Below are 25,679 nucleotides of genomic sequence, written 5' to 3'. Positions count from 1 at the left end.
CCTGGCGCGCTTTCCTCATTTTATGTGGTATATCCGTGGCGCTCACAATGGAAAGCGCGCCTAGCGCCAGCCCAGGGCAGGTGCGACGTGTTTCAGGATCGCCTCGATGACATGGGCGTTGTATTCGACGCCCAGCTGGTTCGGTACGGTCAGAAGCAGCGTATCGGCCTCCCGGATCGCCTCGTCGGCGGCAAGCTGCTCGATGAGCTTGTCCGGCTCGTCGGCATAGGAACGGCCGAAGATCGCCCGCGTTCTGTCGTCGATGAAGCCGATCGAATCCGCTTCCTTGCCGCCGCGGCCGAAATAGGCCCGGTCGCGATCGTCGACGAGCGCGAAGATGCTGCGGCTGACCGAAACACGCGGCGTGCGGCTGTGGCCGGCCTCCTTCCAGGCCTCGCGGTAGGCGCGGATCTGCGCGGCCTGCTGGATATGGAACGGCTCGCCCGTCTCGTCGTTCTTCAGCGTCGAGCTCTGCAGGTTCATGCCGAGCTTCGCGGCCCAGACGGCCGTGGCATTCGAGCTCGCGCCCCACCAGATGCGCTCGCGCAGGCCCTCCGAATGAGGTTCGAGGCGCAGGAGGCCGGGCGGGTTGGGGAACATCGGTCGCGGGTTCGGTTGTGCGAAGCCTTCGCCCTTCAGGATGTCCAGGAACACCTCGGCATGCCTTCGGCCCATGTCGGCGTCGTTCATGCCCTCCTGCGGCTGGTAGCCGAAGTAGCGCCAGCCGTCGATGACCTGCTCGGGCGAGCCGCGGCTGATGCCGAGCTGCAGGCGCCCGCCGGAAATGAGGTCCGCGGCGCCGGCATCCTCGGCCATGTAGAGCGGGTTCTCGTAGCGCATGTCGATGACGGCCGTGCCGATCTCGATCGTCTTCGTCTTGGCGCCGGTGGCGGCGAGAAGCGGGAAGGGGGAGGCGAGCTGCCGGGCGAAATGATGCACCCGGAAATAGGCGCCGTCGGCGCCGAGCTCTTCGGCCGCGACGGCAAGGTCGATCGACTGGAGCAGCGTATCGCCGGCCGAGCGGGTCTCGGATTGCGGGGAGGGGGTCCAATGCCCGAAGGAAAGGAAACCGATTTTCTTCATGGATCTTTACCTCGACGCCGGGGCGTCCGTTGGGATGGGTGTCGCCGGCGAAGATGGGGTATCGGACAGGGCTTGGAAAGGTGTGGAACGAGAACGCAGCGTTCACCGTTTGGCGCTTTCACGCCGGTCGAGGCTGCGGCGCGCTATGCCCTGTCGCTTGCACGGACGGTTATTTGGATTTCAGGAAGGATAGCCTTGCCCTCGGCATTCCAAAGAAACTCTCTGCGCCCTGTGCGGTTTTTTGATCGTATGGGTATATAACCGCACGCTGGCGGATCCGTGATGGTTGGGAGCCGCTCCTTGTGGCGCCCCATGTCCCGGCTCTCTTCACGCGGCCGGGCGGATGCAATCGAGGGCATGGCGGGTGAAATTACCGCGTGAACGGGAAGGGGCGTCAGTGGTACTTTTCCCGCTCGCGCACGAGGATCGCCGGTGCGTTCAGCCCGGCGATCGGTTGGTTGACGTCCGCCGGGATGTCGCCGGTCAGCTGGAGATCGAGATAACGCGCGCAGCACACCCGCAGGAAGGACGTGAAGTTGCCGAGGTCGTGGCCTGCGTCGATCGATTCATGATGCAGCCTGGTGATCAGCTGCGTGACGTTCATGCGATCGCGGCGCGCGATCTCCTCGAGCTTCGACCAGAAGAAATTCTCCAGCCGCACGCTCGTCACCATGCCGTCGATCCGCAGCGAACGCGTGGTGCTCTCCCAGAGCCTCGCATCCGCCTTGATGAACAGTTCACACATCCCGGCCTCCCTTGCCTGTCTCCTCAGGCGGCGTCCGTTTGTAGCAGGGACGCGGCGTTCAGCACAGCCATGAACTGGCGCAGCCAGGAGGGGTGCGCCGGCCATGCGGGCGCGGTGACGAGATTGCCGTCCGAGACCGCGTCATCGATCGCGATATCCGCATAGATGCCGCCGGCAAGCTCCACTTCCGGGCGGCAGGCGGGATAGGCCGAGCAGGTGCGGCCCGTGAGGACGCCGGCCGCCGCGAGAAGCTGCGCGCCGTGGCAGATGGCCGCCACCGGCTTGCCGGCCTCGAAGAAGTGCCGCACGGCCTTGATGACATCAGGGTTGAGGCGCAGATATTCGGGCGCCCGGCCGCCGGGGATGACAAGCGCGTCGTAGTCCTCGGCGCGGATGCTGGAGAAGGTGGCGTTGAGCGTGAAATTGTGGCCGCGCTTTTCGGAATAGGTCTGGTCGCCCTCGAAATCATGGATGGCGGTCGCGACCGTCTGGCCTGCATTCTTGCCGGGGCAGGCGGCATGCACGGTATAGCCGCAGGCAAGCAGCGTCTGGAACGGGACCATGGTTTCATAGTCCTCGGTGAAGTCGCCGGTGATCATCAGAATTTTCGAAGCTGGCATCTGTTCCTCCCAAAACCAATGGGAGGAGTTTAGCAAGGACGGCATGCGAGCGGGTACTAAGGGGATACTACAGTGAAAATTCAGGGCAGGCGCCTTCAGACGCCCCTTGCCACCATCGTATAGATCTTGCGGGTCCGCTCGTGGATCGTCCATTCGCCGCGCCAGCCGAGCGGCAGGACGAACATCTCGCCCGGGCCGATCTGACGGCTCGTGCCGTCGCCGTTGTGCAGCGTCACGCGGCCAGAAAGGATATGGCAGATCTCCGCGATCTCGCTGCGGTCGGCGGTGAAGCGGCCGGGCGTGCATTCCCATATGCCGGTTTCCATCTTGCCGTCCGGGCTCGTCCAGAGGGGCAGGGTGGCCTCCTGCTGCTCGCCCTCGATGGAGGTCGGCTTGGGCGCGAAGGCGCCGATGTCGCGCTGGAGGAGGTCGCCGAAGTTTTCGAAGCTGATCATGGTCTGTCCCGTATCTGGCTCAGTGGCCGGTGATGCTGTCGGCGAGCGCCGCGAGTTTGGAGGTGCGCGAGAGGCCGGAAAACTCCCGGTCGTCCGCCATGCGGTAGAGCTGGTACATCGAATGCACGCCGAGCCAGCGGAAGGGCTCCGGCTCCCATTTGCGCACCGTGCGGTTGACCCAGGGCAGGCCGGTCAGTTCCGTCTTGCGGTCCAGCACCAGGTCGCAGAGCGTGCGGCCGGCCAGGTTCGAGCTGGAGACGCCGAGGCCGACATAGCCGCCGGCCCAGCCGATGCCCGTCGTTCGGTCGAAGCCCGCCGTCGTGCACCAGTCGCGCGGCACGCCGAGCACGCCGCACCAGGCATGGTCGATCTTCAGCGCTTTCGTCTGCGGCAGGAGGCGGGTCAGGATGGCATGGAGCGCATCGATCGTCGCCTGCTGCGTCTGGCCGTTGACGTCGGTCGCCGAGCCGTAGCGATAGGGCACGCCGCGTCCGCCCATGGTGATGCGGCCCTCGCGGGTGCGCTGGGCGTAGCAATAGGCATGCGCCGCATCGCCGAGCAGTTCATGGCCTTCCCAGCCGATCTCCTTCCACAATGCGTCCGGCACGGGCTCGGTGACGATCTGCGCGCTGTTCAGTGCCAGCCAGGTGCGCTCGAAGCCGGGCAGGCCGGCGGAAAACCCCTCCGTGGCGCGGATGATTTTTGGCGCACGCACCGTGCCGCGGTCGGTCGTAACGCGGCCCTGTTCGAAGCGGGTGACGGTCGTGCCCTCGCAGATCGACACGCCGAGGCCCTCGACCACCCTGGCGAGGCCGCGTACCAGCTTGGCCGGCTGCACGCGCGCCATGTTGCGGTAGAGCACGGCGCCCTTGAGATCGGCGATGCGGATGCGCTTTGCGGCATCCTCCGCCGAGAGCAGCTGCAGGCGCTCCGGCGGGATCTGCCAGTCGAGGCCGAACCGGTATTCCTCGCGCACCCGTTCGAGCTGGGCCGCATTGGTGGCGACGACGAGCTTGTCGACGCGGATGAGGTCCGCGTCGATGCCTTCGGCCTTGGTGACGCGCTCGACCTCGTCGACCGTGCCCGCCATGGCGTTCTGCAGATCGACGACCGCGCCGCGGCTGGAGGTCTTCTCGTATTTTTCCCGCGACCAGCTGAAGCCGCCGGAAAGCCAGCCGCCGTTGCGCCCGGAGGCGCCGAAGCCGGCGAACTCCCGTTCGAGCACGACGATGTTGAGCGAGGGGTCGGCCTTCTTCAGGTAGTAGGCCGTCCACAGGCCGGTATAGCCCGCGCCGATGATGCAGACATCGGCCTCGCGGTCGCCGGGCAGGGGAGGGCGCTTTTGCGGGATGCCGCCGATATCGGCATACCAGAAGGAAATGTCACCGTTGGTCTTGACGTCCATGGGAAAGGCTTTCGGGGTTCAGGTCAGCGTCACGTCGGCGCTGGCATCATCGGGGAGAAGGGTGAGGTCGGTGGGCAGGAAGGCGATGTCGACGGTATCGCCGATGGCAAAATCGGCCGCGCCGAGGGGGCTGCGCACCACGGCGACCGTTCCGTCCGCCAGCCGCACCTCGTATTTCGAGCCGGAGCCGAGATAGATCGCCTCGGTGACCGTGCCGGAAAGGCGGTTTTCGCCCGTCGCGGCGTCCGCGCCGGGGCGCTTCAGCCCCACGCGCTCAGGCCGGAGCAGGATGACCGGGCGGGCCTCGCCGGGAAGGCGGCCCTGGGCGAAGATCCTCTGGCCGCCGATGGTCATCGTCGTGCCGTCGCCGGCGGTTTCGGCCTTGCCGCGCAGGACGGTGGATTCGCCGATGAAGCGGCCGACGAAGAGCGTCGCGGGATGATCGTAGAGTTCGCGGCCCGTGCCGATCTGCTCGATGCGCCCGCCGTTGAAGACGGCGATGCGGTCGGAGAGGACGAGCGCTTCCTCCTGGTCGTGGGTGACGTAGACGAAGGTGGTGCCGAGCTCGCGGTGGATGCGCTTGATTTCGAGTTGCAGCCATTCGCGCAGCTTCTTGTCGAGCGCGCCGAGCGGTTCGTCCATCAGGAGCAGCGGCGGATCGAAGACGAGGGCGCGGGCGAGCGCCACGCGCTGCTGCTGGCCGCCGGAGAGTTCGTTCGGGTAGCGATGGGCGAAATCGGCCATCTTCACCATGTCGAGGGCGCGTTTCACCCGGCGGTCGCGTTCCTCGCCCCTTATGCCGCGCAGCGTCAGCGGATAGGCGACGTTCCTGCCGACCGTCATGTGCGGGAAGAGGGCGTAGTGCTGGAAGACGACGCCGATGTTGCGCTTGTGCGAGGGCAGGCCGGTGACGCTCCTGCCGCCGATTTCGAGCGTGCCGGAGCTGATGTCGGTGAAGCCGGCGATGAGGTTCAGCGTCGTCGTCTTGCCGGAGCCGGAGGGGCCGAGCAGCGTCATGAACTCGCCGGGGCGGATATGGAGGTCGATGTCGTTGAGGGCGGTGAACGCGCCGTAGCGTTTCGATGCCTTGCGGATTTCGATGGCGGCGCCAGCGGATGCGGTCATGGGTCAGGTCCTTGCGCGGCGCATGCCGAGAAGCAGGCCGGCGATGATGATGAGCGAGGTCGCGAGGAAGAGCAGCGTGCCGACGGCCGCGACGGTCGGGTCGGCGTCGCGGGTGATAGAGGTGTAGATCTGCACCGGCAGCGTCTTGAGATAGGGGCTGGTGATGAACAGCGCCACGATGATCTCGTCGAACGAGGTGATGAAGGCGAAGAGTGCGCCGGAGAGGATGCCGGGCAGGATGAGCGGCAGCGTCACGGTGCGGAAGACGGTCAGCCGGCCGGCGCCGAGGCTGGCGGCGGCGGTTTCGAGCCGCCGGTCGAAGACTTCGAGGCTTGCCTGCACGGCGATCAGCACGAAGGGAATGGCGAGCATGGTGTGCGCCAGCACGAAGCCGGTGACCGTGCCCACCAGATGCGTATCGAGGTAGACCGCGTAGATGCCGATCGCCAGCACCACGCCCGGCACGACCATCGGCGTGATGAGGAGGGCGCGCAGCAGGCCGCCGGTGCGCGCCGCCGCGCGGGAGACGCCGAAGGCGGCGAGCGTGCCGACCACCGTCGCCACCACCGCGACGATCAGCGCGATGATCAGCGAATTGGAAAAGCTCGTCGTCCAGTCGGGATTGCGGAAGAAGTTGTCGTACCATTGCCAGGAGAAGCCGACCGGCGGGAAGGCGAGCGACTTGTTGCCGTTGAACGACATCGGGATGACGACCAGTGTCGGCGCTAAGAGCAGCACCGCGACGAGCAGGCAGAACAGGCCGAGGACGACGCGGGGGAAGGAGGGCATTTTTACGCCTCCCTGCGGGTCGAGGAATGTTTCTGGCGCATCAGCGGGGCGGCGATGGCGAGAAGCACGAAGGTTGCGACGAGGAGAACGACGCCCATCGCGCCGCCGCGGCCCCAGTTGAGCAGGCTCAGCACCTGGTTCTGCACCAGCGAGGAGAGCAGGATGCTGCGCGGCCCGCCGAGCAGGGCCGGCGTGATGTAGAAGCCGAGCGACAGGATGAAGACGATGATCGCGCCGGCATAGACGCCGGGCAGCGACAGCGGCACGTAGATCTGCAGGAAGGCTCTCCAGGGTTTCGCGCCGAGGCTGCGGGCGGCCTGGAGCAGGCGCGTGTCGATGCCCTTCATCACGGAATAGATCGGCAGGATCATGAAGGGCAGCAGCACCTGCGTCATGCCGATGACGACGCCGGGGAGCGTGCGGATCAGCTTGACCGGGGGGAGGCCGAGGCCGCGCAGGAACGAGTTGATGACGCCGGAATCCTGCAGCAGGATGACCCAGGCGAGCGTGCGCACCACGCCGCTCAGCCAGAAGGGCACGAGAACGCAAAGGATGAGCGCCAGCCGCAGGTTCCTGCCGACGATGGTCATGGCATAGGCGTAGGGGTAGGCGCAGATGAGCGAGACGAGCGTCACCCAGGCGGCGACGACGAAGGTGCGTTGCAGGACGGTGCGGTTTACCGCGGACTGGAAGAACCAGACGTAGTTGTCGAGGCCGGGGGCGGGATCGGTGAAGCTGCGCACCACGACGATCGCCAGCGGATAGGCAAGCGCGAGGAGCAGCACCAGCACGGCGGGAGCGGCGAGCCAAACCGCACCGCGAGGTCGCCATCGCGTGAGGAGAGCGGGCCTGTCAGGCATGTCGGTCACGGTCGTCTCCTGTGGTTCGGTTGGGTTCTGGCATTTGCGCAGGGCGTCGCATTTGGAATTCGCCGTTGCCACGTTCCCTTCTCCCCCGCGGGGAGAAGGTGCCGGCAGGCGGATGAGGGGGAGGTCGAAGGCGCAAAAGATCGAAATGATCTATCCGCACAACCCCCTCATCCGACCCTTCGGGCCACCTTCTCCCCGCGGGGGAGAAGGGAGAAACGGCGACGTCGAATTTCATATGCGGTTGCCCTAGCCTACGGCGGGAGACCAGAGGGGAAAGGGACAGGAAGGCGACGTCTTGCCTTCCCTTCCCCTTTTCGGAAGACGCCTCAATTGCCGGAAAGCAGTGCGTTCCACTTCTCGGCGGCGAGGTCGAAATTCTTCACCCAGAACGGGATGTTCTGCTGGTAGCCCTGCGCGATGCGCTCGGGCGTCGAGGTGAGGAACGACGCGGTGATCTCGTCGACCTGCGGTTTGGCGTCCATGTGGATCGGCGTGTAGGAGGTCTTCTCGGTCAGGATCTCCTGCGAACGCTGGCCGAGATAGGCGTTGAGCAGCGCATAGGCCGCATCCGTGTCCTTGACGCCGACCGGGATGGTCATCTGGTCCATGACGACCAGCCAGTCCTGCCAGACGGGGGTATAGGCCGCGCCGTTCTTCGCGGCGGTCATCGCGCGGCCGGTCCACATCATGATCATGTCGGCCTCGCCGGATTCGGCGAGCTGCTGGGATTCGGCGCCGGTCTTCCAGTAGATCGTGTCGGGGCCGAGGTCGCGCAGCTTCTGGATGCCCTTCTCGATGTCGTCCGGCGTCATCGCCTTCGGGTCGCCGCCCGTCGCCTTGAAGGCCTGCTCGATCAGGCCGCCGGTCGGATCGCCGCTGCCGTCGATGGCGCGCGAGCCCGGGAATTTCTCCGTATCGAAGAAGTCCACCCAGTTCTGCGGCGGATTGTCCTTGTAGGTCTCGGTCTTGTACATGAAGATGACGCCATAGTTCATTGCCGGGACCGAGCACTCGCCGACCTGTCCGGGCGGGATTTTCGAGACGTCGAGCTTGGAGAAGTCGAGCTTCTGGAACAGCGTGCCGCAATGGACGTAGGGCGGCAGGTCGGCGGTGTCGACCACATCCCAGGTGACGTTGCCGGCATCGACCTGCGCCTTCAGCTTGGCGATCTCCGTCGGGCCGTCATTGAGCAGCGTCACGCCGGATTTCTCCACGAATTCCTGGAGGGCGGCCACCTGGCCGTCCTGGTAGATGCCGCCGTAGGAGACGAAGGTCAGCGTCTTGCCCTTGAGCGAGCCTTCCTCCACCGCGCCGGCGACCGGCTTTTCCTGTGCGAATACCGGCAAGGCCAGGGCGCACGTCATCGTCAGGGCGAAAGCCCCCGCAAATTTTTTCATCATCGATACTCCCAGTAGCGCTCGCGTGCGTTGTTCCTGCCGCGGTTACGAGCCCGCCCGTGGCAGGTATTTGTCGAGGTCGTCGGCGACGCTGGTCGGCGGCGCGATCATCCACAGGACTTCGGCCGGTTCCGCGCCGATATTCACGGTCTTGTGCGGAACCGAGGTCGGATATTCGATGCTGTCGCCGGCCGACAGCACATGGCGCTCCTCGCCGAGCGTGAGTTCCACCTCACCGCGCAGGACGAAGAAGAGTTCATGCGAATCCCCGTGGCTGTAGGGTTTTTCCCCCGTCGAGCCGCCCGGATCGAATTCGCCGATATAGACTTCCATGTCGCGGATCGGCCGCCGCGACAACAGCATCTTTCGATAGCCCTCGGCCGGCGGCAGCGCCGGGCGTTCATGCTTGCGCAGCACGCGTCCGACAGGCGGGGCCGCTTCCTCGAAGAGGTCCGTCAGGCTGATGCCGAGCGCGCCGGCAATGCGCATCAGCGTGCTGATATTGACCCCGCTGAGCCCGCGTTCCAGCTGGCTCAGGAAGCTTGCGGTCGTGCCGGTGGCCTCGCCCAGCGTGCGCAAAGACATGCGGCGGGCGGTGCGGAAGGCCTTCACCTTCTCGCCGACGGCAGCCTGATTCTTCGTCGCAACCGCGATGTCGTCCATGGCCTCGCTCCCTCACTTAACAAGGTATTAAGTGAACGACATTTTGGCAACCGCTAAAATCGACGGGCGACGATTTTTCTGTGGCCGTGCCGGATCCGTCTCCGGCAAGCTGAGGGCGCCTTACAGGGCGGTGCCCACCTTCAGCCCGTCATAGACCGCTTCTTCCGCGGTGCGTGGCGCCAGACAGTCGCCGATGAGATGAACCTCCGGCACCAGCCCGGCAAGCATCGCCCGCAGTTCGTCCGCCGGCGTATGCCCGAGACAGAGCACGAGCGTATCGATGCCTTCGAAGACGATCGGCTGCTCGCTGACGGTGTGTTGCAGGTAGACGGTGCCGCTGTCGCAGCCGTAGAGCCGGGCATAGGGCGTGATGCCGACACCCTTCCTGTGCAGTTCGGCGGCGATGTTGTCGCGCACGTAGAGCGGCAGCAGCTCGCCGGGATGGGTGCCGTTGACGGCGAGCTCGACGCTGCAGCCGTTGTCGACGAGCAACTCGGCGATGCCGGGGCCGATCCAGTCGCAGCGCCAGTCGGCGACGACGACGCGGCCGCCGGTCTTGACCTCCCGGCGCAGCACCTGCCAGGCATCGACCACCTGGACGCTGTCGTCGGCGGGGATTTCGGGCATGTAGGGCGTGGCACCGGTCGCGAGCACGACGGCATCGGGCTTTTCGCGCTCGACCAAGGCCGCATCGACGCGAACGCCCTTGACCACGCGCACCTGCGCCAGTTCCAGTTCACGCGAAAGATTGGTGATGATGCCGCCGAATTCGGCGCGGCGCGGCAATTGCTGGGCGAGCAGCGCCTGGCCGCCGAGCTGGTTCGCGGCTTCATAGAGCGTGACCTGATGGCCGCGGGCGGCGGCGATCGCGGCCGCCTTCATGCCGCCCGGCCCGCCGCCGATCACCATGACCTTCTTCGGTGCGGCCGCCGACACCAGCGTGCCGAAGGCCAGCTCGCGGCCGGTCTCCGGGTGCTGGATGCAGGAGATCGGCACGCCGCGGTGAAAGTGGCCGATGCAGGCCTGGTTGCAGGCGATGCAGGCGCGGATGTCGTCGGTGCGGCCCTCCTCGGCCTTTGCCGGCATCTCGGGATCGCAGATCAGCGCGCGCGTCATGCCGCAGACATCGGCCGCGCCCGCGGCGATGACCGCCTCGGCCTCGTGCGGCTGGTTGATGCGGCCGGCGACGAAGACCGGCACCTTCAGCGCTTGGCGGAAGCGGGCGGCGTCGCTGGAAAGGTAGGCGTTGCGATAGGCCATGGGCGGCACGATATGCACCGCGCCGCCGAGCGAGGCGGAGGTGCCGGCCGTGACGTTGACATAGTCGACCAGCGGTTCGAGCAGGCGACAGCCCTCCAGCGCCTCATCGGGCGTCAGGCCGTTCTCGTCGCGGTCCCCGGCACTGATGCGCAGGCCGACGACGAAATCCTCCGATGTCGCCGCACGGATCGCCTTCAGCGCTTCCGCGGCAAAACGCAGCCGGTTCTCCAGCGATCCGCCATAGCCGTCCGTCCGCCGGTTGACGCGCGGGTTCAGGAACTGGGCCGGCAGGTAGCCGTGGCTCGCCACCAGTTCCACGCCGTCGACACCGGCTTCATGCATGCGCCGGGCCGCCGCGCCGTAGCCGGCGACGATCTCGTCGATCATCGCCTGGTCGAGCGCGCGCGGCATCACGCGAAACCGCTCGTTGGGCGTGACGGAGGGCGCATAGGCGACCGTCAGCAGCCCGTCGCCGCCTTCCATGATCTCCCGGCCCGGATGGAAGAGCTGCGAGAAGAGCGCACAGCCATGGGCATGGCAGGTCTCCGCCAGCCTGCGGTAGCCGTCGATGCAGCCGTCGTCCGTCGCCATCAGCATATGCGAGGTGTAGCGGGCCGTCTCGTGCACGCCGGCCACCTGGCTGACGATGAGGCCGACGCCGCCCTTCGCCCGCGCCGCGTGATAGGCGATAAGGGCCTCGTTGACGCGCCCGTCCGTCGGCAGCGTCGTGTCGTGGCCGGTCGACATGATGCGGTTCTTCAGCCGCACGCCGCGGATCGTGAGGGGCTGGAACAGGTGCGGGAAGGCGGCGGGCGCGCTCATGCGGCGCTCCCGGTGTTGCGACAGTGGCGCATGGTATGCACGATCCCGATCATTCAGTCCTCCCATCCCGAGCGAGCGAAACGAGGTGCTTATATTTTATTCAAAGTAAAAAATCGACGAATTTTTTTACTGAAGGCAAAATATGTTGCCATGAGGCGCATTCTGGACAACCTTGTGAGCCGATGCGCCGGCGCGGCGCGGGAAGGAAGGCGGCGATGGTGGACGAGAACGTTTCGGGGGCGCATGGCGGCGGGGCCGCGGCCGGCGAGGATCCGGTGCTCGGCGAGCGCATCCGCGGCCTGCGCAAGCGGCGCGGGATGACGCTCGCCCAGCTGGCCGAAAGCTGCGACCTCTCGACCGGCTATATCAGCCAGATCGAACGCAACCTTGCCTATCCGTCCATTCCCGCGCTGGTCGGCATCGCCCGCAGCCTGGGAGTCACCGTGCAGTGGTTCTTCGGCGGCGCGGCGCCGGTGCCGCAGGCCGAGCAGGGCTATGTCATCCGCCACGGCAATCGCCTGCGCATCCAGTATGACGGCGGCATCGTCGACGAGCTGCTGACGCCGAAGATGAGCCTTCAGGTCGAGATGATCCACACGCGCCTGCCGTCGGGCAGCGAGAGCGCGGAGAGCTATAGCCATGCCGGCGATGCCGTGGGGATCGTCATGGCCGGCGAGCTGGAAATATGGGTGGGCGCGCGGCACTTCCACCTGCGCGAGGGCGACAGCTTCTCCTACTCCGCCGGCGAGCCGCATCGCTATCGCAATCCGGGAAGCCGCGATGCCGTCGTGCTCTGGGCGATCAGCCCGCCCAGCTTTTGACGTCAGCGCACGGTTTCGATTTCCCGGAGCAGCCAGTCGCGGAACCGGGCGAGGGCGGGGTTTGCCTCCATGCTCTCCTTCGGGCAGATGAACTTGTAGGATTCCTCCGGCTGGAAGGTTTCTTCCGAAAGCACGCACAGGGTGCCACGCGCAATGTCCGCCTCGACGAAGGCGCGGTGCGAGAAGCCGATGCCATGGCCGGAGCGCGCGGCGGCAAGCAGCGTGTGCTGGTCGTCGAAGAACAGGTTGGCGTTCGTCTGCGTTTCCTGCAGGTTGTTGTGGGTCAGCCAGTTCTTCCAGTCATCGGCATTGCGATAGTGCAGGCGCGCGACGCTGCGGCTGAAGAGCAGGTCGCTGGCCTGTTTCACGCTGGCGAGCATCGCCGGGCTGCACACCGGGACGAGGCGCTCGCGCAGCACCTCGACGGCGTAGTCTCCCGCCGGCGGATGGATGCAGTACTTGATCTGTGCGTCCTCGCGCTCGACCGCGCCGCTGCGCGCCTCCAGATTGCTGAGATGGAGCTGGATGCCGGGATTCTGCTCCAGGAAGCCGGCCATGCGGGGCACCAGCACCTCCATGGCGAAGAAGGGGCCGGTGCGGATGCGCAGGACCTTCGTCTCCGTCTCCTGGCCGATGAGCGAGAGCACATTGGCGACATCATCGAAGGCGCGGGCGCAGGCGTCGAGCAGCAGGCTGCCTTCCGCGGTGAGGCTGACGCCGCGCGAATTGCGCTCCAAGAGGCGCCGGCCGAGCCGTTCCTCGAGCTGCTTGACCTGATGGCTGACGGCGCCCTGGCTGACGGAGAGCTCGCTCGCCGCCGCCGTGAAGCTCCGGTGATGGCCCACGGCCTCGAAGGCGCGCAGCGCGCGCAGATTGGCCAAGTGTCGCCGATGGTGCCGGTCTGTCATCGAACCATGAGGAAAACTAATGATTGGGAATATATCTTTTGCATTGTTGCGCCGCCGGCTCAACGGTAATCCTACACGGGCAGAACGAAACCGACCGGATGCATCGTTCACCAAGACCCAGGAAATTCAGGTTATTTCTTTTGCCTTGGCGTTTTGCGCCGGAGGGCGGGGCTGTGGGCGAGGCAAGCCGGCGACACAAACACGATGAGGGAACGATGATGAGAAAAATGGCGCTCCATGCGTGCACGGCGGCCGCGATCATCCTGTCGGGAGTGGCGTCGGCCGCGGCCGAGACGATCCGCATGGGCGCGGAGGGGGCCTATCCGCCCTTCAACTACGTCGCCGAGGACGGCCAGCTCAAGGGCTTCGACATCGATATCGGCAATGCGATCTGCGCCGAGCTGAAGGCCGAATGCGAATGGAGCACCAACGAGTGGGACGGCATCATACCGGCGCTCCAGGCCGGCAAGTTCGATATCATCGCCTCCTCCATGGCGATCACCAAGGCGCGCATGGAGCAGGTGAGCTTTTCCGATCCCTACTATTTCAACGCCATGCGTTTCGTCGCCCTGAAGGAGCTGAACCTCCATGAGGTCAAGCCCGATGCCGTCAAGGACCTGGTGATCGGCACGCAATCCGGCTCGATCGCCACCGACATGCTGAAGGACTTCTTCCCGGACAACGAGGTCAAGCTTTATCCGACGCTCGGCGAAGCCTTCCTCGACATGAAGACCAGCCGCCTCGATCTCCTGGTCGAATCGAAGATCGCCATCGCCGACTGGCTGGCTGATGGCGAGGATTGTTGTGTCTTCGTCGGGGAGGAGTTCCTGCAGGACGGTACGCTCGGTGCGGGCCTCGCCTTCCGCAAGGATGACGATGCCCTGCGCGAGCGGGTGAATGCCGCCCTTGCCGAACTGGTGCGCAACGGCACCTATGAGACGATCCGCAAGACGTATTTCGACTTCGACATCCGCGAGAAGCCGAAGAATGCGAGCGCGCTCTTCGGCGGATAACCGGCTCTGACGGGACGAGGTCCGCCAGCGGGCCTCGTCCGCCGTCGCTGCCTGCCCGGATCGGGGCACGATCCGCTCTCTTATCTCTTTCATTGCCCGCCCGGCGAGGGCGGGAAGGATATTCATGTCCTATCGTGTCGCCATCATCGAGTTCATCAACGAATCCAACACCTTCACGCGGAAGCGGACCGGGATCGACGATTTCCATGCCTCGCATTATTTCAAGGGCGGCGAGATCCCGCTGAATTTCGAGGGTACGGGATCGGAAGTGGGCGGGGCGATCGAGGTTGCGCGTGCGAGGGGCTGGACGCCGGTCTACATCGTCGCCGCCCATGCCGAGCCGAACGGCATCATCCTTGAAGCGGCACGGGCGGAGATCACGCAGGAATGCCTGCGCCGGCTGAAGGAAAGCGGACCGTTCGACGGGATCTTCGTGGCGCTGCACGGTGCGATGGTGACGGAGACGGACGAGGACGGCGACTGCCAGTTCCTGCGCGAAATCCGTGCGGTGGCCGGGTATGCGGTGCCGGTCGCCATCACGCTGGACCTGCACGCCAATGTCTTCGACGAGCTGGCCGATCTCGCGCAGATCTCCGTCTCCTTCCGCACCTATCCGCATATCGACATGCGGGAGGTCGGCGTCGAGGCCTGCGACCTGCTGCACCGGGCGATGGCCGGCGAGATCGCGCCGAAGCTCGCCATCCGCCGCCCGCCCATGCTGCTCGGCTGCGACGACGGGCGCACGACGGACAACGGGCCGATGTGCCGCCTCCTGGAAAGGGCCGCGGCGGAAGCGGCCGCGCCGGGCATGCTCGCCGTCTCGATCAATGCCGGCTTCACCGATGCCGATGTCTGGGCCGCCGGGCCGAGCGTCGTCGTCACCTATGACAGCGCCATTGTGCCCGATACGGCGGCCGAGGGCGTCGGCGAAAGGCTCTGCGCGGCCATCTGGTCCTTCCGCAACGAATGGACGCAGCCGGTGCCGCTGGCCGAATGCATCGCGGCGCTGAAGGCCGCCGATCCCAGGGACGGCATCGTCGTGGTGGCGGATTTTTCCGACAATCCCGGGTCGGGCGCCTACAGCGACTGCACGGCGCTGATCGCCGCCATGCTGGAGGCGCGGCTCACCAATGCCGCGGCCGGGGCGCTGCTCGATCCGGAAGCGGTGCGCGAGATCGCGGCGGCCGGCGTCGGGGCCGAGGTCACGGTGACGATCGGCGGGCGCACGGATCCGGCGGTCGGCGGCGGTCCCCTGACGGTGACCGGCACGGTGATGGCGGTTACCGACGGCAGGTTCGTCTTCGAGGGGCCGATGTTCACCGGCCTGCCCGGCACCTGCGGCAGGAGCGTTTGCCTGCGCGTCGGCGGGCTCGACATCATGATCGTTTCCGAGCGCATGCAGATGCTGGACAAGAACATCTTCCGCGCCGTCGGCATCGAGCCGACCGAAAGGGCGATCCTCGCGGTGAAATCCATGCAGCACTTCAAGGGCGCGTTCGGGCCGATCGCCGCGCGCATGATCGTGACGGATGCCGGCGGGCTGAGTTCGCCGGATCTTGCACGCCGGACCTATACGCGTCTTCGCCGTCCGGTTTTTCCGCTGGATTCTGAAGGCCTTGCGGTGACGGGGACAATCTGAGCCCCCGGCCATCCGCCGGTGGCCCGCGTCGGCTGGGGTGCAAGCGAAGACTGTTTTCCACCGGCAGGAAACAGCGGCAATTGACAATGTTTTAAACTGTGCTAATGTGATTAAACGTTTAATCACATCGGTGAGCAGCCGTGAAGCCTTCGCGACCCAACCTTTCGGAACTGGCGCGCCACCTCGGGGTGTCGATCGCGACGGTATCGAATGCACTGTCGGGCAAGGGGCGCCTGTCGCCGGAACTCGCAAGGCGCATCCGCGATGCGGCGGATAAGCTCGGCTATGTGCCGAGTCAGGCGGGCAGGGCGCTACGCACCGGCCGCAGCGGCGTGCTCGGCCTCGTCCTGCCCGATATCGGCAATCCGCTCTATCCGGAGATCGCGCAGGAAATCGAGCGCGTGGCGACGGGGGCGGGCTACGGCGTGCTGATCGCCAATTCGCGCGACGAGATCGCCGCGCAGGACAAGGCGATCTTCCAGCTCATCGAGCGCGGCGTCGACGGCATCGTCATCGTTCCCCGCCGCGGCACGACGGTGCCGGAAACGCGCTGCCCCATCGCCATCATCGACACGCCGACGACGCCGCGCAACACCGTCTCGGCGGACCATTTCGCCGGCGGCGCCGAGGTCGCCGGCCACCTTGCGGCGCTCGGGCACGGCAAGGTCCTTCTGATCGGCGACGATCCGAGCTCGAATGTGCAGAACGCCCGCATCAGCGGCATGCACTCGAAGCTGTCGGGCGTCGAGACGGAAACCATCTGGATCGTCGAACTCGAGGCCCGGCACGGCAAGGGCTGCGCGCTCGGGCTCGCGGACTGGCGCAAGCGCGGCTTTACCGCCTTCGCCTGCGTTTCCGATCCCCATGCGCTGCGCGCGCTCACGGAGCTGCAATCGGCCGGCATCGCCATTCCGGCGGCGGCCAGCATCACCGGATTCGACAATCTGCAATGGTCGTCCTTCATCTCGCCGCCGCTGACGACCGTGAAGATGAACATGCCGGAAATCGCGACGCTGGCGCTCGATGCGCTGGTCGAGGCGATCCAGTCCCGCGAGACCTCGGACGACACGCCGAGCCCGCCCGTCACCGCTCGAAAGGCCGCCGTGCCGATGGAGCTTGTCATCCGCCGTTCCAGTGGTCCCGCGCCATCTGCCGGTTTTTCCCAGGAGGAGTCCAAGCATGCATAAGAAAGTACTGGCCGCCAGCGTCTTCTGGCTCATGAGCGGTGCGCTCGCATCCGCCGAGGAGCAGACGCTGACCATTTCCGTCTATGGCTTCGTCCAGGAGGAATTCACCGAAGCGCTCTACAAGCCCTTCGAGGCGGAATGCGGCTGCAAGCTGGTCGTGGAAACCGGCAACAGCATCGAACGCCTTGCCAAGCTCGAAGCCAACAAGGATGCCCCGGTCATCGACATGGCCGTCTTCTCGCTCGCCGACGCGCTTTCCGCCGCGCGCAAGGGCCTGACCGACAAGATCGATACGGCGAAGCTCTCCAACTACGACAAGCTCTACGATTTCGCCAAGGACCCGAACGGCGACGGCATGAGCGTCGGCTACACCATCTACAAGACCGGCATCGCCTATCGCACCGACAAGATGACGGTCGAATCCTGGGCGGACCTGCTGAAGGACGAATATGCCGATCACGTCGCCCTGCCGAACATCACCACCAACCAGGGCGGGCCGGTGCTGAACATGATCGGCAAGGCGCTCAGCAAGGACTCGCCCGACCTCAAGGACGCCATGGCCGCCGTCGGCGAGAAGCGCGACGCGTTCGTCACCTTCTACGTCAAGAGCTCGCAGCTCGTGCAGCTCATGCAGCAGGAAGAGATCTGGGCCGCGCCGATGGGCCACTTCTCCTGGGCCGGCATTTCCAAGCTGGACCTGCCGATCGGCTGGGCCGCCACCAAGGAAGGCGACGCGGGCGACATGAACGCCATGGTGCTCGTCAAGGGCTCGAAGAACCAGGAACTGGCGCTGAAGTTCATGGACTTCTGGCTCTCGACGCCGATGCAGACGAAGATCGCCGAAATGCTGATCGACAGCCCGGCGAACAAGGAAGTCGTGGTCGCGCCGGAAATCGCCGAGAAGCTTACCTACGGCGCCGACGTCGCCAACAAGCTGACCTTCCTGCCGGCCGCGACGACCCTCGACTACCGCGAGAAGTGGCTCGCCGAGTGGAACACGGCGGTCGCGCAGTAAAGGCGTCCTGAACCGAAGGCGATCGCATTAAATTGCCCCTCACCCTAACCCTCTCCCCGCAAGCGGGGAGAGGGGACTTGCCCCACGAACCGTTGAGGAACTGGGGAAACCGGTACGGCATATCTCCTTCGCCCCGCCTGCGGGGAGAAGGTGACCGGCAGGCCGGATGAGGGGCAATCTCCACATGCGATCGTTCCTGCGCTTCCCACCACCCCGAACGCTGCCCCCTTTCGGCAGGAGCACGCATGTTTCAAAATCGCGCTGAAGCCCTGGCGCTGGCCTTGCCGGCCGCCGTCTTCGCCACCGTCATCTTCCTGGTGCCGGTCGTCATCGTGCTGGCAGAGGGCTTCCGCAGCCCGGCCGGCTGGACGCTTTCCGCCTACACCAACTTCTTCTCCGAGCCGCTGAACCGGCTCGTGCTGGTGCGCACGTTCAAGCTCGGCATCGCTGTGACCGTGGTGTCCGCCATCATCGGCTATGCCGCCGCCTTCGCCATCGTCAATCTCAGCGCGTCCGGCAAGGGCCGCATGATCGGCCTCATCTCGCTGCCGCTGATGATCTCGCCGGTCGCGCGCACCTATGCCTGGATCGTCATCCTCGGCCGCACCGGCATCGTCAACCAGGCGCTGCAGGCCGTCGGCCTCAGCGACGAGCCGATCCGCCTGCTCTTCACCGAGACGGCGGTCTTCATCGGCCTCCTGCAGCTCTTCCTGCCGCTGATGATCCTGTCGCTGATCAGCGCGCTGGAAAACATGCCGAAGGATGCCATCCTCGCCGCCCGTGTGCTCGGCGCCAACTGGTTCCAGGTGTTCTGGAAGGTCATCCTGCCCTTGACGCGCGAAGGCCTCGTCGTCGGCGGCACCCTGGTCTTCACCGGCTCGCTGACGGCCTATATCACGCCTGCCATCCTCGGCGGCTCCAAGGTGCTGATGCTGGAGACGCTGCTCTTCCAGCGCGTCACCGTCGCCAACGATTTCGTCTCCGCAAGCGTCATCGCCTTCATCCTGATCGCCATGTGCTTTGCCGCGAACCTTCTCCTGAAACGGCTCGCCACCGCGAGGAACAAGCGATGAACCGCACGCTTTCCTTCTCCATCCTCACCGCGCTGATCGTCTTCCTGATCGGCCCGTTCCTGATCATCGTCGCCGCCTCGCTTTCGGCCGGCGATACGCTCGCCTTCCCGCCGCAGGGCCTGTCGCTGCGATGGATCGTCAAGGTCTTCACCGTCGAGAGCTTCCGCGACAGCTTCATCATGTCGATGATCCTTGCGGTCGGCGGCACCTTCGTCGCGCTCCTGCTCGGCGTGCCGGCGGCCTATGCGCTGTCGCGCTACAAGCTGCCCTTCGGCGAGGTGGTGAGCACCGTCGTCACCCTGCCGATCATCGTGCCGGGCATCATCGTGGGCCTCGCGCTCCTGCGCTACCTCGTCGTGCCCTTCAGCTTCTCGATCGGGGTCGCGCTGTTCCTTGCCCATACGGCCCTCGTGCTGCCCTATACGGTGCGCGTCGTCTCCTCTTCCTTCAACAACCTGCGCTCCGACATGGAGGAGGCGGCGGTGCTGCTCGGCGCCACCCGTCTCGGCGCGTTCTTCATGGTGGTGCTGCCGAATATCCGGGCGGGCATCCTTGCCGCCTTCATCCTCGGCTTCGTGACGAGCTTCAACCAGGTGCCCGTCTCGCTGTTCCTCTCGGGGCCCGGCGTGCGCACGCTGCCCATCGACATGCTCTCCTACATGGAAACCACCTACGATCCCTCCGTTGCTGCGCTGTCGGCGCTTCTCGCCCTGATGTCGATCGGCATCGTCTTCCTCGCAGAACGCTTCCTTGGATTCTCCCGCTATGTCTGATCGCGCCTTCCTCTCGCTTGAAAACCTGACGCTCTCCTACGGCAACTCGATCGCCGTCGATAAATTCAACCTGGATATCAGAAAGGGCGAGCTCGTCGCCTTCCTCGGCCCCTCCGGCTGCGGCAAGACGACGACCATGCGCTCGATCGCCGGCCTTCTCACGCCGACCTCCGGCCGCATCACGCTCGACGGCACGGACATCACCCGCGTCTCCGCCAACAAGCGCAATGTCGGGCTGGTCTTCCAGTCCTACGCGCTCTTCCCGCACCTGACGGTCTTCGAGAACGTCGCCTTCGGCCTGCGTTTGAAGCGCATGCCGGCCGCCGATATCGAGGCGCGCGTCACCGCCGGCTTGAAATCCGTCGGCCTTTCCGCCTTCTCCGGCCGCAAGCCCGCCGAACTCTCCGGCGGCCAGCAGCAGCGCGTGGCGCTCGCCCGCTCCATGGTGATGGAGCCGAAGGTGCTCTTGCTCGACGAACCGCTCTCCAACCTCGATGCGCGCCTGCGCGTCGAGATGCGCGCCGAACTGCAGCGCGTGCAGAAGGAGACCGGCGTCACCATGATCTTCGTCACCCACGACCAGGCCGAGGCCCTGTCGCTCGCCGACCGCATCGTGGTCATGCGCGAGGGCCTGATCGAGCAGATCGGCACGCCGGAGGAGATCTACAACACTCCCGTCTCCTCCTTCGTCGCCGATTTCGTCGGCTTCGAGAACGTGTTCGCGCTGAAGGACGGCAAGCTCGCCACCCCCGCCGGCGCGGTCGCCCTCCACGAGACACTGCCCCGGAACGCCGCCGGCTTCGCCTGGCGTCCCGCCGGCGTGGCGCTGGATACGGGCCCGTTCAAGGGCCGGGTGAAGAGCGTCTCCTTCACCGGGAATCTGCGCGAATACCTGCTCGACACGCCGCTCGGACCCATCACCGCCGAGGTCAGCGCCGCGCTGCCGGTCCATGAACTCGGCACGGAACTTTCCTTCGACCTGCCGCTGAAGGCGGCCGCGCCGCTCCAGCGCTTCGCGTGACCGCCATGGGCGTCTGGATCGATACGGATATGGGTTTCGACGACATCGCCGCCATCCTCGTGGTGGCGCACGCGAAGGAGCCCATCGACGGCGTTTCGCTGGTCTTCGGCAATTCCGGTTTTGCGCGGGTGCGCCAGAACGCGGCCTCGGCGGCCGCCGCCTTCGGCTGGACCTTTCCCATCCACGACGGCCGCGCCCTACCGGTCCTGGGCCGTCTCGAAACCGCGGAAAACATCCTCTCCGAAGCCGGCATGCTGACCGCCGGCCGCAGCCTGCCCGCCGCCCCGTTGTTGCCGGAAAGCGATGCCTTCACCGCCCTCTGCCATTGGCTGGAGACGGCGCAAAGCCCGCGCCGCATCCTCGCCCTCGGCCCGCTCACCAACATCGCCGCCCTGGCGCTCGCGCGGCCGGACCTTGCGAAGAAGATCGGCGATCTCACCTGGATGGGCGGCGGCGTCACCGCCGGCAACCACACGGCCTCTGCCGAATTCAATGCGTTCGCCGACCCGGAAGCGCTCGCCATCGTGCTCGCCCATGGCCTGCCGCTCCGCATGGTCGATCTCGACCTCTGCCGCAAGGTCATCGCCTATCTGGACGACGTCGCGCCCGTCCGTGCCGCGGGTGGCCGGAATGCCGAGCTGCTGGCCGACCTTCTCGCCGGATACATCTCCATAGGGACGAGCCGCGGCCGCCCCGGCATGGCGATCTACGATCCGTGCGCCGCTGTCGTTTTCGTGCGGCCGGAGGCCGTGACCTTCACCGCGGCCCGCATCGACGCGGAGCTTTCCGGCGCGCTGACCCGGGGCCGCACCGTGGTGGATGTCCGTGCACCCGAGGAAAGGCGCAACGCCGCCTTCGCCTCCGATATCGACGTGGACGCTGCCCGTGCCCTCATCCTCGGCGCGCTGATCGCGGAGGCGCGGCGATGACCGGCCGGACCGACGCCCGCGATCTCGACGACGAAACCTTGAGGGAAAACGCCGTCGCGGCCGCCCGTGGCGACCGCCCCTTCGACATCCTTATCCGTGGCGGCATGCTGGTCGACATGGTGACGGGCGAGCAACGTCCCGCCGATATCGGTCTCGTCGGCCCGCTGATCGCCAGCGTCCATGCGCCGGATGCCCGCCGGGATGCCGCGGAAACGATCGATGCCGTCGGGCTTTTCGTCTCGCCCGGCCTCATCGACACGCATATGCATGTCGAAAGCTCGATGATCACGCCCGCCCGCTATGCCGCGGCGATCCTGCCGCGCGGCGTCACGACGCTCGTCTGGGATCCGCACGAGCTCGGCAATGTGCACGGCGTCGCCGGCGTCGACTGGGCGGCGGAGGCGGCGCGCGTGCTGGCGCAGCGCCATGTGCTGCTCGCGCCCTCCTGCGTGCCGTCGGCGCCGGGCCTGGAACTGGCCGGCGCCGATCTTCCGGCCGAAACCATCGCCGCGCTGCTCGCCCGCCCGGAGATCGGCGGCATCGCCGAGGTCATGGACATGCGCGCCGTCATCGAGGGGCGGGCGCGCATGAGCGCCATCCTCGCCGCCGGCCGCCGCTCCGGCAAGCCGATCCACGGCCATGCCCGCAGCCTGGAAGGCGCCGACCTGCAGGCCTTCGTCACGTCGGGCATCAGCTCCGATCACGAGATCGTCTCGGGCGAGGACCTCCTGCAGAAGCTGCGTGCCGGCCTCACCATCGAGCTGCGCGGCTCGCACGATCACCTGCTGCCCGAATGCGTCGCCGCCCTCAATGTGCTGCCGCAATTCCCGCAGACGGTGACGCTGTGCACCGACGACGTCTTCCCGGACGATCTTTTCCATGCCGGCGGCCTCGACGACGTGGTGCGCCGCCTCGTGCGCTACGGAATGAAGCCGGAATCGGCTCTGCAGGCCGCAACGCTGAACGCCGCCCGCCGCATCGGCCGCACCGACCTCGGCCTCATCGCCCCCGGCCGCCGCGCCGACATCGTGCTTTTCCGGGACCTTGCCGATTTCCACGCGAAACTGGTCTTTTGCAGCGGCCGTCTCGTCGCCCGCGATGGTGCGCTCATCGAAGCGGCGGAGGAAGTCGATGCGGCGCCGCTCCGCGGCTCCATGCATCTCTCGCCGCTTGCGGAAAATGATTTCCGCATTCCCTGCGCGGGCAGCGAGGCGACCGTCGCCGTCATCGCAAGACCGCGCTTCACCGAATGGGCCGAGGCCGTCGCACGGGTCGAGAACGGTTTCGTCGTCCCCCCCGTCGGCACCACGCTCATCGCCGTGGCGCACCGGCACGGCAAGGCGGATGCGCGCCCGCGTGTCGGCTTCCTCTCGGGCTGGGGCGAATGGCGCGGCGCGCTTGCCACCACCGTCTCGCATGACAGCCACAACCTTACGGTCTTCGGCGGCAATGCGCGGGACATGGCCGTCGCCGCCAATGCGGTGATCGCGGCTGGTGGCGGCATGGCCGTCGCGGCCGATGGGAGGGTTTTGGCGCTGCTCGCGCTGCCGCTTTCCGGCCTGATCTCGGATGCGCCGCTCGAGGATGTGGCCGGCGCCTTCTCGGCGCTGCGCGCCGCGGCAGACGGCATCGTCGACTGGCAGCCGCCCTATCTGGTGTTCAAGGCCGTCTTCGGCGCGACGCTCGCCTGCAATGCCGGCCCGCACCAGACCGACCGCGGCATTGCCGACGGCACGACCGGCGCGCTGCTCGAAAGCCCGGTCCTGAGCATCCGGGGCCTCTCGTGAGCACGCCTGCCAACGCCATCGTCCCATCGGCCAGCACCGGCCTGCTGCTGCCGGCGGTCTTCGTGCCGCTCTGGTCGAGCGGCTTCGTGCTGGCGCGGCTCGTCGCGCCCCATGCGGAGCCGCTGACCTTCCTTGCCGTGCGCTTCTTTCTCGCCTTCCTGGCGCTTGCCGCCATCGCGCTCTGGAAGGGCGCGGCCTGGCCGCGCTCGCGTCTTGAATGGCGGCAGGCGCTGATGGCCGGCGTGCTGATCCACGGCGTCTATCTCGGCGGTGTCTTCTGGTCGGTGGCGAACGGCCTGCCGACGGCGATCTCTGCGCTGATGGCGGGCATGCAGCCGCTGCTCGTGACGCTTCTTGCGGGGCGGGTGCTCGGCGAGCGCATGTCGCGGCGCGGCGCCATCGGCATCGTCATCGGTGCCGTCGGCACGCTGGTCACGCTGGCGCCGAAGCTCGGCGCGACGGATGCCGGCGGCATCCCCCTCGTGCCGCTTCTCGTCTGCCTTGCCGGGGTTCTTGCCATCACCACCGGCTCCATTCTGGTGAAACGCACGAAGATCACCGCCGATCCGCTGACCAACACGGCCGTGCAATATATCGGCGCGCTGGTTCCGACGGCCGTCCTCGTGCCCTTCGTCGGCGGCCCGGGCTTCGATGCGACGGCGGTGCCATTGTGGATCGGCCTTGCCTGGTCGGTCTTCGGCATGTCGCTCGGGGCGATCCTCCTGCTCCTGCACATGATCCGCCGCGGGGCGCTGTCGAAAGTGTCCTCGCTCTTCTTCCTCGTGCCCGGCGTCTCGGCCCTGATGGCCTGGATCGGTTTCGGCGAAAGCCTGACCATCGTCCAGATCGCCGGTCTTTCCATCGCGACGCTCGGCGTCTCCCTCGCCAGCCGCGGCTAAACCGACAGGAACCACCATGACCCTTGCCGAGATGATCGCCGCCAGCAATGCGCCCGCCGTGCTCGTGCGCCGCGACCTGCATCGCCATCCGGAAACCGCCTTCCTCGAATACCGCACGGCCTCGCGCATCGCTGCCTATCTCGATCATCTCGGTTTTGCCGTGCGCACCGGCCGCGAGGTGATGGACTACGACGCGGTCATCGATCCGCCGTCGGCCGGGCAGGTGGCGGATGCGAGGCGGGCGGCGCTTGCCGCGGGCGGGGACCCCGCCTGGATGGAGCGCATGCCGGACGGCCTGACGGGCGTCGTCGCCGACTACCGTTTTGGCGAAGGTCCCGTCGTCGCCTTCCGCTTCGACATGGATGCCCTGCCGGTCAGCGAGACCGAGGCGGCGGAGCACCGGCCGAACGCGGAGGACTACCGTTCCCGCTTTGCCGGGCGCATGCATGCCTGCGGCCATGACGGGCATGTCGGCATCGGCCTTGCCCTTGCCCGACGGCTCAGCCGGGAAAAGGGGCTTTCCGGCACCCTGCGCCTGATCTTCCAGCCGGCCGAGGAGAGTGCGCGCGGCGCCGCGCCCATGGTGGCGGGCGGCGCGGTCGAAGGGGTCGATCATCTCTTCGTCGGTCATCTCGGCTGCCTGCTGCCCTCCGGCAAGATCGGCGCCAGCGCCGTCGGCTTCCTGTTCTCGAGCCGCTTCGTCGTCACGTTCCGCGGCGCCGTTGCCCATGCGGCGATGGGCCCGCAGGAGGGGCGCAACGCGCTGCTGGCGGGCGCCGCGGCAGCGCTTGGCCTGCACGGCGTTTCGCGTTTTGCCGGTGCAGAGACCTTCGTCAATGTCGGTATGCTCACCGCCGGCACGGCCTTCAACATCGTTGCCGATACCTGCGAGATGCTGGTGGAGGTGCGGGCCGACGACCGTGCGGCGCATGACTACATGGTCGAGCGGCTGCACGCGGTCATCGAGGGTGCCGCCGCCATGCAGCAGTGCGACGTGGAGATCGTGCGCAAGAGCCATATGCCCGGCAACGAGAACAGCCGGGACGCCGCCGAGCTCATCGCCGCGGTCGCCCGGGGCCTGCCCGGCGTAACCGAGGTGCTGCCGGAATGGTCGATCGGCGGCGGCGACGATGCCTGCCTGATGATCCGCCGCGTGCGGGAGAACGGCGGTTCGGCCGCCTATTGCATCATCGGCAGCGACATTCCTGCCGTGCACCACGCCGCCGATTTCGATATCGACGAGGCGTCGCTGGAAACCGGCGTGGCGCTGTTCGCGGGCGTCGCACAGCGGCTGCTGGGGACGCAGGGCGGCCGGTAGCATGTCGCATCAGCGCCCGGCAGCCGGACGGGGCGAATAAGGGACCGTGCCCCGCAAATGGGG

The 25,679-nt window shown here is 66.6% G+C and carries 24 protein-coding genes; 12 read left to right on the top strand and 12 right to left on the bottom strand.

The annotated features are described in order from the left end of the window. Positions 1 to 60 precede the first annotated feature (60 nt). The 11 genes from AABF56_RS26060 to AABF56_RS26010 all read right to left on the bottom strand — a co-directional run bounded on the left by AABF56_RS26060 (position 61) and on the right by AABF56_RS26010 (position 11,233). A complete protein-coding gene (locus AABF56_RS26060) occupies positions 61 to 1,083 on the bottom strand; it encodes an LLM class flavin-dependent oxidoreductase (protein WP_272807557.1) in 1,023 nt (340 codons plus the stop codon). A gap of 394 nt (positions 1,084 to 1,477) precedes the next feature. Continuing rightward, positions 1,478 to 1,828 carry a ribbon-helix-helix domain-containing protein gene (locus AABF56_RS26055; RefSeq protein WP_244766173.1) on the bottom strand — a complete coding sequence of 117 codons (351 nt, stop codon included), beginning with the start codon at positions 1,826 to 1,828 and terminating at the stop codon, positions 1,478 to 1,480. Between the two features lie 23 nt (positions 1,829 to 1,851). Further along, positions 1,852 to 2,448: a DJ-1/PfpI family protein gene (locus AABF56_RS26050; RefSeq protein ID WP_244766174.1), complete on the bottom strand. Its 597-nt coding sequence runs from the start codon at positions 2,446 to 2,448 to the stop codon at positions 1,852 to 1,854. Positions 2,449 to 2,543: 95 nt separating this feature from the next. Beyond that, positions 2,544 to 2,903, bottom strand: a complete 360-nt coding sequence (locus AABF56_RS26045) for a cupin domain-containing protein (protein ID WP_272807558.1) — start codon at positions 2,901 to 2,903, stop codon at positions 2,544 to 2,546. A 19-nt stretch (positions 2,904 to 2,922) separates the two neighbouring features. After that, the gene (locus AABF56_RS26040) at positions 2,923 to 4,308 is read right to left on the bottom strand and encodes an NAD(P)/FAD-dependent oxidoreductase (RefSeq protein WP_272807559.1); all 1,386 of its coding nucleotides are present in this window, start codon (positions 4,306 to 4,308) and stop codon (positions 2,923 to 2,925) included. A gap of 18 nt (positions 4,309 to 4,326) precedes the next feature. Continuing rightward, entirely contained in the window at positions 4,327 to 5,433 is a 1,107-nt protein-coding gene (locus AABF56_RS26035) for an ABC transporter ATP-binding protein (protein WP_272807560.1), read from the bottom strand. 3 nt (positions 5,434 to 5,436) lie between these two features. Next, positions 5,437 to 6,222: an ABC transporter permease gene (locus AABF56_RS26030; RefSeq protein ID WP_272807561.1), complete on the bottom strand. Its 786-nt coding sequence runs from the start codon at positions 6,220 to 6,222 to the stop codon at positions 5,437 to 5,439. A gap of 2 nt (positions 6,223 to 6,224) precedes the next feature. Then, positions 6,225 to 7,082: an ABC transporter permease gene (locus AABF56_RS26025; protein ID WP_272808133.1), complete on the bottom strand. Its 858-nt coding sequence runs from the start codon at positions 7,080 to 7,082 to the stop codon at positions 6,225 to 6,227. Between the two features lie 335 nt (positions 7,083 to 7,417). Next, complete coding sequence (locus AABF56_RS26020; protein ID WP_443021169.1) at positions 7,418 to 8,491, bottom strand: extracellular solute-binding protein; 1,074 nt, start codon at positions 8,489 to 8,491, stop codon at positions 7,418 to 7,420. Positions 8,492 to 8,533: 42 nt separating this feature from the next. Beyond that, entirely contained in the window at positions 8,534 to 9,151 is a 618-nt protein-coding gene (locus AABF56_RS26015; protein WP_064332806.1) for a helix-turn-helix domain-containing protein, read from the bottom strand. Positions 9,152 to 9,271: 120 nt separating this feature from the next. After that, positions 9,272 to 11,233 (bottom strand): oxidoreductase, encoded by a 1,962-nt coding sequence (locus AABF56_RS26010; protein WP_272807562.1) that lies wholly within the window; start codon positions 11,231 to 11,233, stop codon positions 9,272 to 9,274. Between the two features lie 215 nt (positions 11,234 to 11,448). Between AABF56_RS26010 and AABF56_RS26005 the strand changes: the two genes are divergently transcribed. Further along, on the top strand, positions 11,449 to 12,054 hold the full coding sequence (locus AABF56_RS26005) for a helix-turn-helix domain-containing protein (RefSeq protein ID WP_272807563.1): 606 nt from the start codon (positions 11,449 to 11,451) through the stop codon (positions 12,052 to 12,054). Positions 12,055 to 12,056: 2 nt separating this feature from the next. On the opposite strand, the gene AABF56_RS26000 is transcribed toward AABF56_RS26005, so the two are convergent. Further along, positions 12,057 to 12,935 (bottom strand): LysR family transcriptional regulator, encoded by an 879-nt coding sequence (locus tag AABF56_RS26000; protein WP_272807564.1) that lies wholly within the window; start codon positions 12,933 to 12,935, stop codon positions 12,057 to 12,059. A 242-nt stretch (positions 12,936 to 13,177) separates the two neighbouring features. On the opposite strand from AABF56_RS26000, the gene AABF56_RS25995 reads away from it, so the two are divergent. The 11 genes from AABF56_RS25995 (at position 13,178) to AABF56_RS25945 (ending at position 25,616) form a co-directional block, all read left to right on the top strand. Then, a complete protein-coding gene (locus tag AABF56_RS25995) occupies positions 13,178 to 13,975 on the top strand; it encodes a transporter substrate-binding domain-containing protein (RefSeq protein WP_272807565.1) in 798 nt (265 codons plus the stop codon). A gap of 124 nt (positions 13,976 to 14,099) precedes the next feature. Further along, the gene (locus AABF56_RS25990; RefSeq protein ID WP_272807566.1) at positions 14,100 to 15,614 is read left to right on the top strand and encodes a M81 family metallopeptidase; all 1,515 of its coding nucleotides are present in this window, start codon (positions 14,100 to 14,102) and stop codon (positions 15,612 to 15,614) included. 140 nt (positions 15,615 to 15,754) lie between these two features. Next, positions 15,755 to 16,801, top strand: a complete 1,047-nt coding sequence (locus AABF56_RS25985; protein WP_272807567.1) for a LacI family DNA-binding transcriptional regulator — start codon at positions 15,755 to 15,757, stop codon at positions 16,799 to 16,801. After that, the gene (locus AABF56_RS25980) at positions 16,794 to 17,816 is read left to right on the top strand and encodes an ABC transporter substrate-binding protein (protein ID WP_272807568.1); all 1,023 of its coding nucleotides are present in this window, start codon (positions 16,794 to 16,796) and stop codon (positions 17,814 to 17,816) included. Before AABF56_RS25985 ends, AABF56_RS25980 begins: the two co-directional genes overlap by 8 nt. A gap of 245 nt (positions 17,817 to 18,061) precedes the next feature. Then, the gene (locus tag AABF56_RS25975; RefSeq protein WP_272807569.1) at positions 18,062 to 18,889 is read left to right on the top strand and encodes an ABC transporter permease; all 828 of its coding nucleotides are present in this window, start codon (positions 18,062 to 18,064) and stop codon (positions 18,887 to 18,889) included. After that, positions 18,886 to 19,662 (top strand): ABC transporter permease, encoded by a 777-nt coding sequence (locus tag AABF56_RS25970; protein WP_064332814.1) that lies wholly within the window; start codon positions 18,886 to 18,888, stop codon positions 19,660 to 19,662. Before AABF56_RS25975 ends, AABF56_RS25970 begins: the two co-directional genes overlap by 4 nt. Further along, positions 19,655 to 20,683 (top strand): ABC transporter ATP-binding protein, encoded by a 1,029-nt coding sequence (locus AABF56_RS25965; RefSeq protein WP_272807570.1) that lies wholly within the window; start codon positions 19,655 to 19,657, stop codon positions 20,681 to 20,683. The genes AABF56_RS25970 and AABF56_RS25965 overlap by 8 nt, the downstream gene beginning before the upstream one ends. Positions 20,684 to 20,688: 5 nt before the next feature. Beyond that, positions 20,689 to 21,612 carry a nucleoside hydrolase gene (locus tag AABF56_RS25960; RefSeq protein ID WP_272807571.1) on the top strand — a complete coding sequence of 308 codons (924 nt, stop codon included), beginning with the start codon at positions 20,689 to 20,691 and terminating at the stop codon, positions 21,610 to 21,612. Next, positions 21,609 to 23,399, top strand: coding sequence for an adenine deaminase (locus tag AABF56_RS25955; RefSeq protein WP_272807572.1), 1,791 nt, complete (start codon positions 21,609 to 21,611; stop codon positions 23,397 to 23,399). Before AABF56_RS25960 ends, AABF56_RS25955 begins: the two co-directional genes overlap by 4 nt. Next, positions 23,396 to 24,298: a DMT family transporter gene (locus AABF56_RS25950; RefSeq protein WP_272807573.1), complete on the top strand. Its 903-nt coding sequence runs from the start codon at positions 23,396 to 23,398 to the stop codon at positions 24,296 to 24,298. The genes AABF56_RS25955 and AABF56_RS25950 overlap by 4 nt, the downstream gene beginning before the upstream one ends. A 16-nt stretch (positions 24,299 to 24,314) precedes the next feature. Next, entirely contained in the window at positions 24,315 to 25,616 is a 1,302-nt protein-coding gene (locus AABF56_RS25945; RefSeq protein WP_272807574.1) for an amidohydrolase, read from the top strand. Positions 25,617 to 25,679: the final 63 nt, after the last annotated feature.

This window comes from Shinella sp. WSC3-e (genome assembly GCF_945994535.1).
Classification (GTDB): Bacteria; Pseudomonadota; Alphaproteobacteria; order Rhizobiales; family Rhizobiaceae; genus Shinella; species Shinella yambaruensis.
Note: the sequence above shows the minus strand (reverse complement) of the source record. Positions and strands in the feature narration are given on the sequence as shown.